This window comes from Mucilaginibacter sp. cycad4 (genome assembly GCF_034263275.1).
Lineage (GTDB): Bacteria > Bacteroidota > Bacteroidia > Sphingobacteriales > Sphingobacteriaceae > Mucilaginibacter.
Map to the genome: position 1 here is coordinate 875,553 of NZ_CP139559.1, position 14,731 is coordinate 890,283.

At 42.8% G+C, this 14,731-nt stretch carries 11 protein-coding genes; 6 read left to right on the forward strand and 5 right to left on the reverse strand.

Annotated elements, in window-relative coordinates:
* Positions 1-80 precede the first annotated feature (80 nt).
* Both SNE26_RS03655 and SNE26_RS03660 read left to right on the forward strand, forming a co-directional pair.
* A complete protein-coding gene (locus SNE26_RS03655; protein ID WP_321558016.1) occupies positions 81-2,555 on the forward strand; it encodes a glycoside hydrolase family 95 protein in 2,475 nt (824 codons plus the stop codon).
* On the forward strand, positions 2,552-3,304 hold the full coding sequence (locus SNE26_RS03660; protein WP_321558017.1) for an SGNH/GDSL hydrolase family protein: 753 nt from the start codon (positions 2,552-2,554) through the stop codon (positions 3,302-3,304). Before SNE26_RS03655 ends, SNE26_RS03660 begins: the two co-directional genes overlap by 4 nt.
* A gap of 75 nt (positions 3,305-3,379) precedes the next feature.
* Here the strand turns inward: SNE26_RS03660 and SNE26_RS03665 are convergent, their stop codons facing one another.
* On the reverse strand, positions 3,380-3,646 hold the full coding sequence (locus SNE26_RS03665) for a CHC2 zinc finger domain-containing protein (protein WP_321558018.1): 267 nt from the start codon (positions 3,644-3,646) through the stop codon (positions 3,380-3,382).
* 328 nt (positions 3,647-3,974) lie between these two features.
* Here SNE26_RS03665 and SNE26_RS03670 point away from each other — a divergent pair, with 328 nt between their 5' ends.
* Positions 3,975-4,550 (forward strand): sigma-70 family RNA polymerase sigma factor, encoded by a 576-nt coding sequence (locus tag SNE26_RS03670; protein WP_321558019.1) that lies wholly within the window; start codon positions 3,975-3,977, stop codon positions 4,548-4,550.
* Positions 4,551-4,769: 219 nt separating this feature from the next.
* On the opposite strand, the gene SNE26_RS03675 is transcribed toward SNE26_RS03670, so the two are convergent.
* The 4 genes from SNE26_RS03675 to SNE26_RS03690 all read right to left on the reverse strand — a co-directional run bounded on the left by SNE26_RS03675 (position 4,770) and on the right by SNE26_RS03690 (position 11,591).
* Positions 4,770-5,540, reverse strand: coding sequence for a hypothetical protein (locus tag SNE26_RS03675; RefSeq protein WP_321558020.1), 771 nt, complete (start codon positions 5,538-5,540; stop codon positions 4,770-4,772).
* Positions 5,541-5,621: 81 nt separating this feature from the next.
* A complete protein-coding gene (locus SNE26_RS03680) occupies positions 5,622-7,064 on the reverse strand; it encodes a hypothetical protein (protein ID WP_321558021.1) in 1,443 nt (480 codons plus the stop codon).
* A 155-nt stretch (positions 7,065-7,219) separates the two neighbouring features.
* Positions 7,220-10,513 (reverse strand): TonB-dependent receptor domain-containing protein, encoded by a 3,294-nt coding sequence (locus tag SNE26_RS03685; protein WP_321558022.1) that lies wholly within the window; start codon positions 10,511-10,513, stop codon positions 7,220-7,222.
* An 85-nt stretch (positions 10,514-10,598) separates the two neighbouring features.
* Positions 10,599-11,591, reverse strand: coding sequence for a FecR domain-containing protein (locus SNE26_RS03690; RefSeq protein WP_321558023.1), 993 nt, complete (start codon positions 11,589-11,591; stop codon positions 10,599-10,601).
* A 227-nt stretch (positions 11,592-11,818) separates the two neighbouring features.
* On the opposite strand from SNE26_RS03690, the gene SNE26_RS03695 reads away from it, so the two are divergent.
* The 3 genes from SNE26_RS03695 to SNE26_RS03705 all read left to right on the forward strand — a co-directional run bounded on the left by SNE26_RS03695 (position 11,819) and on the right by SNE26_RS03705 (position 14,645).
* Entirely contained in the window at positions 11,819-13,162 is a 1,344-nt protein-coding gene (locus tag SNE26_RS03695) for a S41 family peptidase (RefSeq protein WP_321558024.1), read from the forward strand.
* A 210-nt stretch (positions 13,163-13,372) separates the two neighbouring features.
* Positions 13,373-13,822: a GNAT family N-acetyltransferase gene (locus tag SNE26_RS03700; RefSeq protein WP_321558025.1), complete on the forward strand. Its 450-nt coding sequence runs from the start codon at positions 13,373-13,375 to the stop codon at positions 13,820-13,822.
* A gap of 349 nt (positions 13,823-14,171) precedes the next feature.
* Entirely contained in the window at positions 14,172-14,645 is a 474-nt protein-coding gene (locus SNE26_RS03705) for a DNA starvation/stationary phase protection protein (RefSeq protein ID WP_321558026.1), read from the forward strand.
* Positions 14,646-14,731 lie beyond the last annotated feature (86 nt).

Consider the following 14,731-nt stretch of genomic DNA (forward strand, 5'->3'; position numbering starts at 1 on the left):
TGGATATAAAAATGCCAATAAGCATTATTTTTTATAACTGTTGCATTGTTATACTTGTAAAAACAATTGTACCCTACTTTATGAACCAAGGTCTGAAAGCAACACTCCTGTTTGTGTTTTTACCGCTATGCATGCAACTGGCTGTGTTTAACGCAAATGCACAAAACAATACTTTATGGTATAAACAACCCGCAAAAGTTTGGACGGAGGCCTTGCCTATAGGCAACGGCCGGTTAGGTGCCATGGTTTTTGGCGGGGTTAATGATGAGTTATTGCAACTCAATGAATCTACACTGTGGTCGGGCGGACCGGTAAAACAAAATGTTAACCCCGGTGCATTTCAATACCTTGTACAAGTAAGGGAAGCATTGTTTAAAGGTGACTATCAGAAAGCGCACGATCTTACAAAAAAAATGCAGGGATTGTATTCTGAAAGTTACCTGCCCATGGCCGATCTGCATATCAAACAATCCTACAACGGCGGTAAAAGCGGTAACTATTACCGCGATCTGAATATTGATAATGCTGTTGCCTCAACAAAATATACTGTTGGCGGTGTAAATTACAAACGCGAGATCTTTGCTTCGGCGCCCGATAAGGTGATCGTGATCAGGATCACAGCCGATAAGCCTAAGCAGATCAACCTCAGTATAAATACAAACAGCCAGCTCCACTTTCAAAAAGGAGTGCTGAATAACAATGTATTGCAGCTGAGCGGCAAAGCGCCTGCCCATGTTGAGCCAAGTTATGTTGATTCAAAAAATCCAATAGTTTACGCCGATGATGATAAGTGCCGGGGCATGCGTTATGAAGTGTTGGCTAAAGCCGTAAGTAATGATGGTAAAATAACTGCCGATACGAGCGGTATCACGGTGAAAGGGGCGTCTGTTGTGACACTGTATATTAGCGCCGCCACCAGTTTTAAAGCTTATAACCAATGCCCGGATGGAGACGAAAAAATAGCTGCTAAAAATCTTGATAAGGCTGCTGCAAAACCGTATGTACAACTGCTTGCCGCTCATCTTACCGATTATCATCGCTACTTTAACCGGGTAAGCATCAAATTTAATGATAATAAAGGTAGCCATGCCGAATTGCCTACTGATGAACGGCTTGCGCTTTATAATAAAAATCAGGGCGCCGATCCTGGTATTGAAGCTCTGTATTTTCAGTATGGCCGTTACCTGCTCATCAGCAGTTCAAGAACACCGGGCGTACCTGCCAACCTGCAGGGTATCTGGAATAAGGAATTACGTGCACCGTGGAGCTCCAACTATACCAGCAATATTAATGTGCAAATGAATTATTGGATGGCCGAGGATTGCAATTTGTCCGAAATGCACCAGCCTCTATTTGACCTGATCAGAGGGTTATCCGAAACTGGAGCCGGAGTTGCTAAAGATTTTTACCATGCTAACGGCTGGGTGACGCACCATAATACCGATATCTGGGCGTTAGCCAACCCTGTAGGCGATCTGGGTCATGGTGACCCCAAATGGGCTAATTGGCCAATGGGCGGCGATTGGCTAACCCGTCATCTATGGGAGCATTATTTATACACCGGCGATAAAGAGTTTCTGAAAAATACCGCCTATCCACTAATGAAAGGCGCTGCTGAATTTACTTTTGATTGGCTGGTGCCCGATGGTCAGGGGCATTTGGTAACCGCTCCGTCTATGTCGCCCGAGAATGATTTTATTTATGCTGAAGGCAAAACCGGGGATGTTTCTGTTTCCACTACAATGGATATGGGTATCATCCGGGATCTGTTTGATAACCTGATAGCGGCGGGTAAAGTATTGGGTGTTGATGCTGCTTTCAGGGATTCGCTTATCGCCAAAAAAGCTAAGCTGCTCCCGTACCAGGTAGGCAGCAAAGGTCAGCTGCAGGAATGGTACAAAGACCAGGAATCGCCCGATCCGCATCATCGCCATGTATCGCATTTATATTCTGTTTATCCGGCTAATGAAATTTCTGTGACTGCAAACCCTGAGCTGGCAGCGGCTGCAAAGCGGTCGTTAGAGTTACGGGGTGATGAAAGTACTGGCTGGAGCCTGGCCTGGAAGGTAAATCTTTGGGCACGTTTGAGGGATGGCAACCACGCCTACAAATTGTATCGCGATCTGCTCCGCTTAACTGGCGAAAGTGGTTACAACTATAGTGAGGGCGGGGGGCTTTACCCCAATATGTTCGACGCCCATCCGCCATTCCAGATAGATGGCAACTTTGGTGGTACCTCCGGTTTGGCCGAAATGCTGCTGCAAAGCCAGGACGGGAATGTACATCTGTTACCAGCATTACCCGATGCCTGGGCCAATGGCGAGATAAAAGGCCTTGTTGCACGGGGAGCCTTTGTTGTAAATATGAAGTGGATAAACGGGAAGGTTGCAAATGCCAACATCGTGTCAAAAACAGGAGGTACCTGCCGTATCATTTCCAAATCAAAATTGACAGCTAAAGGCATAAATACCGCTCCTGTTAAAGTACAAGAGGGGTATGAGCTGGTGATCAATACAAAAAAAGGAAAATCATACCAGTTAGTAAGCAGTTTATGAGCAACAGCAGAAGAAATTTTTTAAAGACAGCTTCGCTGGCAGGCGCGGCGGCAGTAGCGGCAACCGGATTGGTGGCAGCCTCAACAAAAGATGATCAATATCTACCCGATGGGGTTGGGAAAACTTTCCTGTTCCAGGGTGATTCCATAACCGATGGCGGCCGGAGCTATGATAAAGACTGGAACCACGTTTACGGTCAGGGTTATGCTTACCTGATAACTGCCAGAATTAACTTTGACTATCCTGGCCGTGATTACCAGTTTTTTAACCGGGGTATCAGTGGCAATACTATAAACGATCTTGCCGCGCGCTGGCAAAAGGATACCCTTGATATTAAGCCCGATGTATTGAGCATACTTATAGGTATTAACGATGTACATAGGGTAATAACGCAGGGAGATAAGGCAACTGCCGAAGATTTCGGCAACACTTATGAGCGGCTGTTAACCCAAACTAAAACTGCATTACCTAACGTTAAGCTTATTTTATTAGAACCCTTCATTTTGCCGGTAGGCATGGTAAGCAAGAATCCTGAATTATGGGCATCCGAAGTTCAAAAACGGCAGGTTGCAGTTAAAATGCTTGCCTCAAAATTTAATGCCATTTACGTACCGTTGCAGGATGTTTTTAACAAGGCCTTACAAAAGGCTAAAGCTGAGCATTGGATTTGGGATGGTGTCCATCCCATGCCTGCCGGGCATGAGCTTATTGCCCGGGAATGGATGAAGGCGGTTAAAAAGCTGTATTAATATTCATCATTAAGAACGAAACACGATGTCTACTCAGTTGAAATCAAAGATTTCCCCCGTTTTTTATTATAAAACTTAATTGCTTCCTGCTATGATTTGAATAGCTTCTTCGCGGGTTTTGTGTTCAATGGCCATTACAAATTCAACGGGGCCACCGCCTTTACCGCAGCCAAAGCATTGAAAAATATTTTTTTCGGGCGATACCATCAGTGATGTTGCCTGGTCTTTATGAAAGGGGCAGCGGCCTTTTAAATTTCTCCGGCTTTCCTCAAGCAGCACATATTTTGAAACAATTCGTACAAGATCGGCCTGTACCGGCGACAGGGAATGAGATGCGGACATGTTGGGCAATAGAATGATTAATTATCAGGCTGCAAAAATAATTTTTTACCAGGTTGGAATCACGGATTGTTGAAAAAAAGCTGTACGCACTATTTAAGACTTTGATGATCCTGGGTGGCGATATAAAATCAATCATCAGGAAACATCACTAAAATATATATTAACTGCAAGATTGATATTTATACGCTCGTAAACCATTAGGGTAACCGTTTCAAGACAAAGTTTTCTGTTTTTATTTATTTTATAAAGAACAATATTCAAAAAATATCTTAAGCTTTTAACATTCAGTTAATATCAGGAGAATAATTTACATACGTAAAACCTGCATATGAAATTAGCTGATAAACCTGCCCGGTTAACCCGTTTTGAAGAAATTTACAGCGATACTTTTGACAATCTCAGGAATACTTTTTTAAAGCTGACACGAGATGAGGAACAAACCAATGATATATTACAAACAGCATATATAAAGCTATGGGAGAAACTGGATGAACTGGAGGACCATGGCGATTATACACCCATAATATACGTATATGCCCGTAACGTTTTCAGGGATGAACTGCGGAAAAGGTGCCGGCAGGAAATTGCCAGGGATGAATTAAAATACCTGGCCGCTTCCTCAGTTAATTCGGAGGGCCCGGCCGAATTAAAGGAGTACGAAAACATAGTCAAAGAGATCATTGATAAAATGCCGGTAAAGCGGCAGCGTGTTTATCGCATGTTTAAGGAAGATGGCCTCAGCTATAAAAATATCGCGCTCAGTCTTGGGATCTCATCAAAAACGGTGGATAATCATTTGAATGAAGCATCAAAAGAAATAAGGAAACAGGTTAAACTCGCTTATCAAGCGGGCAATTTATCATCGTTAACTGTGGTACTGGTAGTTCAGCTGCTACTTGCTTAGTTTAGCAATGATTGGCGTAGCTTGTCATGATGAATATTAATTTATTTGATAGATTTATACTTAAAGTTAATATTAAAATTACACTAAATTAAACGATATAAAAATGTATTTTTGCCGATATCCCGATAAGAAATTATCTGATGGATAAATTGCATTTAAAAGGCCGGTTATTTGGAACCGGCCTTTTTCATTTTATATGTTGTTGATTGTTAATTTGGGCTATTTGAGTTGGGTATCGTAGATGATGGTAGTAGTGAAAACACCGGCATTCGGGTCTTTTATTATGCCCAATGACATTACCTTGTTTTCCTGAAAAACAGGAGTTTGCGGATCAAATAATACAGATGGAAAATCAGTGAGCAGATCAACCAATTTTTTATTGTTTGCAGCATTAAAAAGTTCATAATAATAGCCTATACTAAAATCACCATGCTTAGGCGGCGATAACTCAACATAAGTGCTGAAACTTGTTTTGTTTATTGCTTTAACAGTTGCAACTTCATCGTACAACAGATCGCCCGCATCGTTAAAGTAAACCTCATATATCTTCATGTTTACCAATGCAGGCAATGATTTTTCAAGATCAACAAATTGTACCAGGCTGTTTCCCTTTGCAGGCGTGATACTGCCATCATAGCCACCTCCAATAATTTTTAAACTACCCGTATACAAAAACGTCAGTTTGGCCTTATTATCCTTCAGGCTAAACAGGGTATCTATTATCGGGGTGGATGCTTTACCTGGCTTGTATATTTTTAGCTTGCGTTTACCGGTATATGCTTTAATATTTTTAACAGAGGAAGGGGCTTTTAAAGTGTCTGTTATCTTACCGTCAATATCAACTAAAAGTAAGCCCACATCTGCAGTTGTTGTTGAGCTTATAGTTATGCTGCCGTAGCTTTTTGCTTCAATGAGCTCACCATCTTTTTTACAGGCGAAGAAAAACTGACTAATGAGTGTAAATAAAAACAGGAGTTTGATTTTTTTCATAAACTTCAATTTAAAAAGTACCGTGAGTATTAACTCACGGTACCTGGATCTTTTAATTATAACCGGTCAAATAAATTTTAATTAGTAAGCATTGGTAAACGGCTCGTATGAAGCCCAGCCGCCACTATCCCAACGGGTAGCCGTTTGCAAACCAAATGCACCTAAATAAGCAGGTGTGGTATCAAACGCACTGAAGGTACCGCCGGGGTGGGTAACGGCAAGGCCAGTGAATACTGCACCGGTTCTGATACCTGCCGGAGCTGTAGCCTGGATTCTCCAATCAGGAGAAGTAGCACTAAACGGATTAACAAGCTTGATAGTAGTGTTTGGATTTGCACCGGTTAACGAAGTTACTGCGGTTGAGGTTAAAGCAGCACCTGTAACAGCCGATGTAAAGCCATGGACATAGCTGTTTGAATACTCACTGCCGGTAGTGTTAATCAAGGTAGCACCTGCATTAAAGCCAAAGTTAATTGAGTTACGTACTTTGTAACTTGAACCAACACGGAACAGATGTCCGATACCGCCAGTCGGCCCGGCAGTAGCACCACCAACAAAGGTAATGTTTGATAAAACCGGCTGAGTTAAACGGCTTGCGAATGGGCCGCCTGTAGTAACAATAGGAGATGAAATGTTATTGCTCTCGATGCCGTTAGGGCTTGATGAGAAAGGCAGGCTCAGATCTTTAGCGGCAAGGGCAAACTGAATTGAACCCTGGTAACCCTGGTCAAAATCCAGATCATCATCATCATTGCCGTATGAGATCAGGAATTTAGCGTTTACCGAACCACCGAAAAATTCAAAACCGTCATCGGCACCGTATGATGCCTGTACGTGATCGATGATAGTACCTGCGCCAACACCTCCTAAAGTAAGTGCGTTAAGCTCGTTACCCAAAGCGGCGTCAACAATTACACCTGCAAATTCAATACGTACGTTTCTCAAAGTACCTGAGTTATCAGCTTCGGTAGAACCACCGTAACCGATGGCGTCTTTACCTGCTAAACCTGCCGGGATCTGTGTGGCCGGGATACCTTCAATTTGTGGTTTGGCCTGGTTGGTTGGCGCTTTGCCTAAAAGTACAACACCACCCCAATCACCTTTGGCACGTTGACCGGATGCTTTTGCTGATGTAAATACAATAGGGTTAGCAGTAGTTCCCACAGCATTGATTTTAGCACCTCTCCTGATTACCAGGTATGATGGGAAACCGCTGGTAGTAGTTGAAGCTGCCATGCCCTTAACATAAGTACCTGCCTGTATAGTGATAGTAACAGTACTATCAACAAAGGTTGGGCCATTAATAAACCATACCTTATCATTAGTAAGGGTAATGTTACTGGTAATAAGGCCGCTGATGGTACCTGTTGCTGTTGGCAGTGTATGGGTATCAGGGAATAACGCTTTTGATGAGCGGTCGAAATCACCATTTGGAGTGTTAACGGCCGCCTCTTTTTTACAACTGCTAAAGCCTAAAGCTGCAGCAAGTACAAATAAACTGATGGATTTAAATTGCATTTTCATAGTGTGTTTTTTTAAATAAATAGAAATTTGGTTCTGTTTATTCAATTTTGGTTTTAATTGGCTTCACCTTTTTAGCCGGTAAGCAGTTCAGGCTTTTTGTTTTTCAGATAGATGTTTGGTTTCCTTTCTTCTTAAAATTTATATGATGGTTACAATTAAAAGCGATAGATAAAATTGAGGGTGGAAGTAGTACCATACTGCCAGGTATATATTTTGGTGTCATACCGGGCATTATATTTTGTGCCTTTAGGGTCAATTTGTTCAACGGGTAACGGGGCGGTACCATCACCCGGATACGGCTGCACAGTAGGGATTGGTTGCCCTGTTTGTGCTTTATCTGCCTGGTAATGGTTTCTGTAGTAAAACATCTGACTGTTAAGCAGGTTGCTGACATTCAGGCGAAACTCAGCTTTGTTATCCTTCATGAATTTGTAGCTCAGCTGAAGGTCTATAACATTCCTGCCGTTTTCATACAGATCTTCCGAGCGATCGGGCGATGCATATACAATGCGCTGCCCGAAGCGGTTATAAGTAGCATTAAAACCGAAGTGGCTGCCGGTGTACAGAATCCCTGCGTTGATAATATATGGCGACTGACCAACCAATGGCCGGTTTCGCTTACTGGATACTACTTTACCATCAGCGTCTTTATTGAAAGCCGTTCCCAGGTCAACACTGGCATCTATGTATGTAAAGTTGCCAGAAAGGTATAGGTCTTTAAAAAATGAAGAAGGTGATATAAAATTGAGCGATTTACGAGCATCAACCTCAAAACCGGTGTTTTTGGCCGATTGCAGGTTTACATAATATTGATAGCGGGACGATGACGTGGAAACTACAACTTCAATAGGACTAGTAAACTTTTTATGGAATCCCGAAACCGAGATAATCTCGCCGGGAGAGGGATAAAACTCATACCTGAGATCGAAGTTTTGCACAGTAGTACGCTTTAGGTTACTACCGCTTACAGTAACAAACAGGTCGTAATCAAAATAGCTAAAAAAGGATAGCTCCCTGAAATCGGGTCTTGCTACGGTTTTATAATAGGCCGCCCTTACATTCATTTTTGGGCTTAAAGCATAAATGGCATTAACTGATGGCAGCCAGTCGTTATTTTTTGATTGGATCAGGCTATCAACAACTGGGTACGTCCCGCCGGCATCCGCTTTACCACGGGTAGTTGTAAAAACGTTTTGTTGGTTACGCTCGTACCGCATACCCATTATCAGCCGCAGGTTTTTTAGCGGCTTTAGATCAACCATGCCGTAAAAAGCGTTTAAGTTTTGCCGCCCTCTGTAACCGGAGCCTGCGCCAAAACTGGTTATTCCGTTTCCTTGCGCAACTGTAGGATATAGGTACAGGTTTCCGTTGGCAAACTGTTTCGGGTTATAAACATCGTAATAAGCCAGGCCCTCATATTGGCTGTCTCCCGCAGCGTTAAAAGGCGTGTTTTTGATGCGGTAAAAATCTGCTCCAAAATCGGCACGCCGATAGCTGCCCTGGTACCCAATTTTTACCGACTGGTTTAACTGGCGCAAATGGAAAGGAAACTGCAGGTTGGTTTGCCATGTATAACGTTTTTCGGCCAGATTGGAATAGAAAATATTGCCGTAATTTATATTGGCATCGTTAAAGTTATAGCTATAATAGTCGGGATACTGGCTGTCTGTAGCTTTTACCTGGTACATTAGCCGTGAAAAAGGCTGGTCGCGGTTTACAGTAGCCAGGGCAAAACCGTAATCAGCTTTTATTCCGCGTTTACCGAGCGTATGTTCGCCGGTAAAATTGGTTTGAAACAGTTGATTAATAATAGTTTGATCGCTATAACCGTTGCCGTAGCGGCTATCACTTAAATTAGCGCCTGCAAACGTGAAATATTCATCATTAAAACGGCGGTTATAGGTGTTTTTAAGGGTGAACTTATTACGGCCGCTGGTGTACGCAAGGTTAAGGCTACCGCCCCAAAGTGTGTTGAATATATAGTCGGTCCCTTTGTAGTCTTTATCGGTTAATATATTTACATCATGCTGGTTGTTCAGTTGTTCATTGCGGTAGGTGAGGGCTGCTATAACGCCCAGCGTTGAATTATCCTTAAACGGGAAGCTATGGGCCGCTGTAAATTGGTAGCTTTGAATAGGTTGCGCGGTGTATTTTTGTAAAGCCCAGTTATCGGGCAAGGTGCCTAAAAATTTCGCTACCTGTGCCTTTTGACCGGCCGTTGCAGAATTATCTACAATCCGCAATGCCAAATTATCATAAGCGCCCAGGCTCATGCCGGTTGGTTTGCGCTGGTAATCGTTTGCAAAACCAAAATAATTAGCTGTACCGCGGTGCCCGCTTATAAAATCTTTACCGGTAGCACGGTTGTTGTAGCCGCCGCCAATGGTAAGCTGCACGGAATTTTCGTCGGGGATATCTTTGGTGGTTATCTGCACAAGGCCGCCGGTAAATTCGCCGGTCAAATCGGGTGTGGCAGTTTTATTTACCACGATGTTATCAACCAGTGAGCTTGGGATAACATCAAAGGCAAAATCGCGGCGGTTAGGCTCACTGCTGGGCAGCGGTGCGCCATTCAATAATACGTTGTTATAACGATCACTCATTCCGCGCACTACCACAAAACGGTTTTGTGATACCTGCAAGCCACTAACCCTGGTAAGTACCTGGGCCGTATTGTTATCCGGCGTACGACTGATCTGCTCGGCAGTAATGCCGTCAGATACCGCAGCGTTGTTTTTTTGCCTTGCGTACAACCCTTCTATCGAGGCTTTTTTATAATCAGACCTGATAACCACCTCGCTCAATGCATTTGAGGCCGGTTTAAGGGCGATATCCAGCGGTGTACTTTTGTCTTCATTTACAACAATGCCCGAGATCCGCTGCGATTGAAAGGAAATGTAAGTGATTTCGATGGTGTACGTTCCCTGAGGTACTACAAACAAATATGAACCATCAGGGCCGCTTTGCATGGCTTTATTGGCTTCTATAAGTTTAATTGTTGCACCGGGTAGTGTTTCGCCTTTATCATCAAGCACCTTCCCGGTAATTTTGCCGTCTTTTTGTTGTTTTGCCGGAGTTTGTGTCGGGCGTTTTTCTATCCTTACCGATATTTCCCGGCCTTCAAGGTTGTACTCAAGCGCCAGGTTTTTCTTCAGATCGGTTAACACACTGCCCAGGGGGGCGTTGCTGAATTTAAGGTTGTTAACTTTTGTTTTTTTAGCGGCTTCCTTATCGTAAAAAAAATCATACGCCGATTGCTTTTTCAATTGAACCAATACCTCATCTAAATTGGCCGAAGCTATGGTAAGACTTACAGGGTTGCGAAGCTGGCTGATATTTGCCTGGGCACCGGCTTGGGATATGGAATAAAAAACAATAAAAAAGAGTAATTGAACTGTGAAATGGATTTTTTTTTGTTTGAAGAACTTATTATTAGTAAATACGTACATAAATTTTTTGATAACGTTTTTCGAGGACTTATTTCAAAATTTAGGGGATACCGTTGCCGCGGTATTCCCATTTTTTAATATAGGGTTAGTCGGTTATGATATATTCATGCTCTCCCTTCTTTTTAAATTTCAATCCGTGTATAAACAGTACCCTGCGCAACACTTCGTCGGCTGTGTTGCGGGTATAAGCTCCGGTTATCATTTTGTTTTTAAGTAATGAACTGTCTTTAAAATCAATGTGTACGGCGTATGCATCGGCTATGCGGTTAATTGCTGTAGACAGCGGTATATTGTCGAAAACCATTTTACCACTGGTAAACGCATCCATTTTGCCATCAACCTGAACATTATGCACATCGATATTAGTACTGCTGTTGTTGTAACTAAGCAATTGCCCGGGCGTAAGCACCAGGTGCTGGCTGCCCGATGATACCTGTACACGCCCGCGCACAAGCAGCACATTGATATTTTTTTCGTTTTTGTAAGCTGTTATATTAAATGCAGTGCCCAAAACACGGGTAATGATATTGCCCGATGTAACCCTGAAGGGCTTGGCTGCATCATGGCTTACATCAAAAAAAGCCTCGCCGGTCATGGTAACCTCCCTGCTGCTATCCGAAAAATTGCTTTTATTATAGCTAATAGAAGAGTTAGGATTAAGCCAAACCCGGGTACCATCGCTTAACACAATTTTATGAGTGAAATTTTCGCGGTTACTGACGGTAACCAGTTGTTGCGTTCTTTCATTTTTGTTATTCCCGGTAAGCCAGTAAGCTATACCAACGGTCATAAGTAAAACTATGCCGGCTGCAACGCGATAGACAGTCGCGGGTTTCCAACTTATTATTTTTCGTTGTTCCGGTTTATCAATAACTGAGCTGAGCCGGTCAAAAAACTGTTTTTTTAAAGGTGCCGGGCTTTCGACCCGGTTGCCCATTGCGGCCTGTTCCATAATATACTCATCCAATACCGACTGATCATCCTGCTCTAAATATTTTAAAACCTGCTTTTTTTCATCAAGGGTACAATTCCCTTCAAAATATTTTTTGAGTAATGTTTTGGTGATCGTGTCGGCCATGTGGTGGTGTGTTTGCTTTCTTTCTTTCTTTATTACTGGTAATACGCCGGGGACGATCTGATTCCCTATTGGGTTTTTGATCTTTTTTAATTTGGCACTATCAGCACAAAAATTATCAACCTCAATAGGGAATAGATCCTTACTATGCGTATAGTAGTCAGGAATTGCTCAAATTGATAAAAATGAAGGTTAATGCCCGCTCTCTGTTTTTTTATTTAATGTTGATAATGATCACTGCGCTGTCGTGCAAAAAAGAAAATGTCGTCTCCGGTAATTTGCCAGCCAGCCGGCAATGGATCCTGGATAGCATGCAGGTATACTATTACTGGAATGAAACTTTACCTAAAGATCCCTCAGAAAATAATTCGGTGACCTCATTTTTCAAAGGCCTGCTTAACAGTGCCGACAGGTTCTCATACCTTGATGATCCGGATGAGATAAAAACTGAATACTCCTCGTTCGGGTATTACGGGTTTGATTATGCGTTATTGACCTCTGCCACAGCTCCCGGAACACTAACAGCTACAGTAACTTTGGTGGTGCCGGGCAGTGCAGCAGACAAAGCCGGGTTAAAGCGGGGCGATTTTTTTAACGCGGTTAACGATATTGTCATTAACAATACCACCAGTAGTGAGGTGCAGCACATTTTGAAACAGGGTGGCAATATTAAGCTGCAATTAGCCAGGTTAAATGCCGGGACCTTTATCAACACAGGAACACTTACCCTGTCCGCCCTTTATTTTACCGAACAGCCGGTATATCTTACCAAAACATTTAGCTCGGCAGGGAAAAAAACGGGCTATGTTTTTTATGATGCCTTTAACGGTGTATTTGATCGCAATATGCTCGATTCGTTGCAAAAATTGGGATCAGCCGGAATTTCAAACCTCATTATCGATCTCCGTTATAATCCCGGCGGTGATGTATCTTCGGCGGCTAAGATAGCAGGGGTATTAACCCCTACCGAGGCATCCCAGACGTTTGTTATATACCAGGCCAACAAAAACGGGGGGCGGAGCAACCGCACTTTTCAGCAAACCATGCTCGAAAACGATTATCAGCCCCAGTTATTTTCGGAAATTAAAAGCAGGCGCATATCCCCGGAAAAGATAATAGTGCTCACCACAGCTGCAACTGCTTCATCAGCCGAGTTGCTGATTAACACATTAAAGCCCTATGCCTCGGTTATACAAATCGGGCAAACAACCATAGGAAAAGATATGGCAAGTTTTGCTATTGCCGATGAGCGTAAGCCCGCCCTTGTAAACCTGGTGCTTCATCCGCTTGTATTTAAGTTATATGATGCCAACGGAAACGGGGACTACAGCAGTGGCCTGGTACCAGATTACCAGGTTGATGAATTTTCCGAACTCCCGCTTAAACAATTTGGGGATCCGGCCGATCCTTTGCTGAACAAGGCACTTACATTAACAGGTAATTTAACTACAGCAACAGTTACAAAAAATAAAATAGCACTTAACGCAACCACTAATACAACACTAACCTACCACTCGGCGCTGGAACGGGCTGTGCATGCGGCTCCGGTTAGTGTTCGGCATGTTAAACGATAGCCTCTTTTGCAATGATTTTTTAAAAGTTAATAATACCGGGTACAATTGCTTAGCGGGGAGGCTTGTCCTGTAGGCCCCCGAACAAGTTTGGGATGACGCTTTTTTAAATAGCCGGCCATACTTTCCGCTTTTATCAGAAATATTTACTTTAGCCACACAAAGCAAATCGCCAAAAAACTTTGTGCCTTTGCGAGAGAAAAGTCAAATACCATGAACTATACCCCAATTTGCAAAGCTTTCAATGATTTAACCGTTACCGAGTTGTACCAATTATTAAAACTCAGGAGCGAGGTATTTGTAGTGGAACAAAATTGTGTGTTTTTAGATGCCGATGGTAAAGATTATGCCTGCCATCATCTGCTGCTGTTTGATGAGGATCAGGAGCTGATGGCCTATGCCCGTATTGTACCCGCTGGTAAATCATATGCCGAAGCGTCAATAGGGCGTATAGTAAGCAGCAAAAAGGTACGCGGTACAGGTGCAGGTAAAATACTAACCCAAACCGCTATCGATCAAACAAAAAAGATTTATGGAGATGTGCCTATCCGGATAGGGGCACAGTACTATGCTGTCAAATTTTATGAACAGTCGGGCTTTAAAATTGATGGTGAAATTTATGATGAGGATGGTATCGACCATATTGAAATGATCCTGGCCTGATAGATCATCTGCCTGAAAATAGCTTTTAACGATTGTTTTTGTCTGCTTGCTAAGTTGACGCCGGCTGTAAATGCAATACGACTAATTTCATGATGCTACTCCCGAAATCTGCATACTGCGGAGGCCATGATCCGCGGGGCCCTGGTGTTTACCATGCTTGTATTGTCATCTATTGATTAGGATTTGTCATACACATACCATGATCATGATGTACTGTTGATTTTTTACTTTGAGGTAACCGCATTTACGTTATATTGGCACCGCAAAAAGGCTGTTCAGCAGGTGTAAGCATTCACCAAAATATGAATATGTCTTAACACGAAAATAACAATCACAAAATACATATATCATGAAAACAAACATCGGAATTAACGAGGCAGACCGCCAGGCCGTTTCAGATCAGTTAGCCAAATTACTGGCTGACGAATTTGTGCTGTACACCAAAACCCGTAACGCCCACTGGAATATTGAAGGTCCCGACTTTCACTCAATGCATGTGTTTTTTGAACAGCAATACAATGAGCTTGATGAAATTATGGACAGCGTGGCCGAACGCATCCGTAAAATAGGTCATTACGCACCGGCTACTTTAACCCAGTTGTTACAGCTTACCCATTTAACCGAGAAACTCGATCACAAAAACGATAGCCCGGGCTTTTTGAAAGAATTGCTTGAAGACCATGAAAGTATCATCGAGTTTATCCGCGGTAATATCAACCCTTTCGTTAATCAGTTTAATGATGCCGGTACCAGCGATTTTATTACCGGCTTAATGGAAACACATGAAGGCATGGCCTGGATGCTGAGGTCACATTTCAGATAAAATGATCCCCCGTTTAAATAACGCTTTTCGGCTCAAATGGTCTTCCGGATGCAAACGGAAGACCACGAGCGAAAAGTAAAATGATT

Bases quoted from the DNA above. Each gene is read 5' to 3' on its own strand.
- SNE26_RS03655 (WP_321558016.1), top strand. From the start codon at position 81: ATGAACCAAGGTCTGAAAGCAACACTCCTGTTTGTGTTTTTACCGCTA.
- SNE26_RS03660 (WP_321558017.1), top strand. From the start codon at position 2,552: ATGAGCAACAGCAGAAGAAATTTTTTAAAGACAGCTTCGCTGGCAGGC.
- SNE26_RS03665 (WP_321558018.1), bottom strand. From the start codon at position 3,646: ATGTCCGCATCTCATTCCCTGTCGCCGGTACAGGCCGATCTTGTACGA.
- SNE26_RS03670 (WP_321558019.1), top strand. From the start codon at position 3,975: ATGAAATTAGCTGATAAACCTGCCCGGTTAACCCGTTTTGAAGAAATT.
- SNE26_RS03675 (WP_321558020.1), bottom strand. From the start codon at position 5,540: ATGAAAAAAATCAAACTCCTGTTTTTATTTACACTCATTAGTCAGTTT.
- SNE26_RS03680 (WP_321558021.1), bottom strand. From the start codon at position 7,064: ATGAAAATGCAATTTAAATCCATCAGTTTATTTGTACTTGCTGCAGCT.
- SNE26_RS03685 (WP_321558022.1), bottom strand. From the start codon at position 10,513: ATGTACGTATTTACTAATAATAAGTTCTTCAAACAAAAAAAAATCCAT.
- SNE26_RS03690 (WP_321558023.1), bottom strand. From the start codon at position 11,591: ATGGCCGACACGATCACCAAAACATTACTCAAAAAATATTTTGAAGGG.
- SNE26_RS03695 (WP_321558024.1), top strand. From the start codon at position 11,819: ATGATCACTGCGCTGTCGTGCAAAAAAGAAAATGTCGTCTCCGGTAAT.
- SNE26_RS03700 (WP_321558025.1), top strand. From the start codon at position 13,373: ATGAACTATACCCCAATTTGCAAAGCTTTCAATGATTTAACCGTTACC.
- SNE26_RS03705 (WP_321558026.1), top strand. From the start codon at position 14,172: ATGAAAACAAACATCGGAATTAACGAGGCAGACCGCCAGGCCGTTTCA.